The 1,076-nt window shown below is 42.2% G+C and carries 2 protein-coding genes; one reads left to right on the top strand and one right to left on the bottom strand.

Annotation, left to right across the window (positions count from 1 at the left end; all coding sequences use genetic code 11):
* Positions 1-160: 160 nt before the first annotated feature.
* Positions 161-778 carry a GIY-YIG nuclease family protein gene (locus tag A3762_RS20360; protein ID WP_068754168.1) on the bottom strand — a complete coding sequence of 206 codons (618 nt, stop codon included), beginning with the start codon at positions 776-778 and terminating at the stop codon, positions 161-163.
* 116 nt (positions 779-894) lie between these two features.
* On the opposite strand from A3762_RS20360, the gene A3762_RS28495 reads away from it, so the two are divergent.
* A partial coding sequence (locus A3762_RS28495) for a hypothetical protein (protein ID WP_231878879.1) occupies positions 895-1,076 on the top strand: 182 nt, incomplete at its 3' end.

Raw genomic sequence — 1,076 nt, 5'->3', positions numbered from 1 at the left:
TTTCTGTGCAAAACCCAATGGGGCTTTTTCCGATCAATCGAAGCCTCGTCATTGCATGTACAGAGTTTAAAACCACTCGAAGAATTACACATATACCGCCCTCATTCGTTTTGGTCATTAACAGATACTACAAGTCAATACGACCAATAGTGTCGCCAAATCACATTTGATCGCAGGCTTCGTGATAAATATCCAAAAGGTTCCGTCCTTGATAATACCAATAACGAGCTGGCTGAAGAGGTCTATCAGTATCTAACAAACGTTTGGTTAACGCTGTTAAGGACAAGTCTTCTCCCTGATAACGCACCTGACGACCACTAATAACCTCACACTCCGCTTCATTATTGTAAAAACGAAGTATCGAGCTTTCAGGGATACCAATATCTAAGTAATTAATGACAGGCCGTCTACTTTTTAAACGCTTGCTTGCGGATTCGGATTCCTTATCAACAGCATCTGCTTCTGCCTGTATGGAGGGAGTTACGTCTTCAACTACTAAAAGTTCTAGTAAGGCTATAGCTTGGTCAGCCTCAATCTCAAAAAACTCTCGACTGAGATTCAAACGGTAAGGACCAAATGCTTGATGAAAAGCTCTCTCAACCTTGTGCTCATCATCTACTCGTCCTGCAAAAGCACACTCGAAAGGAACGGGCACACCTGTGGTATAAAGCTCTGATAATCTAGCATCTACCGATGCTCGAGACGTTTTCCCTATCTTCACTAATCCTGGCATTGCCGGATTGGTAAGAACATAAACAATACCTAGATGCTCCCGCATACACTATTCCTTAACTTTCGATGCCGATGACACTTTAGAGCCACACAAATAAACTCAACTTCAACTATATTCGAGATTAATCTAACGGGCCACTAGCGAGCTATAAAAGGCTTAACATGGAAATATTGATTACTGTCGTTGCAACGATAGCAATAACACTACTTATCAAACGACACTGCCGAAAAAACCTCGAGCGCCTTGCTGCCAACACGATAGTTATTTCTGAAGAAGACCGAGCCGCTTACGAGGCATACAGAAGAAACGTAATGAGATTCTATTGTACCGATGGAACAAAGCT

The sequence above is a fragment of the Oleiphilus sp. HI0125 genome, assembly GCF_001635355.1.
Note: the sequence above shows the minus strand (reverse complement) of the source record. Positions and strands in the feature narration are given on the sequence as shown.

Coding starts and splice junctions, on each gene's coding strand:
- A3762_RS20360 (WP_068754168.1), bottom strand. CDS start 778: ATGCGGGAGCATCTAGGTATTGTTTATGTTCTTACCAATCCGGCAATG.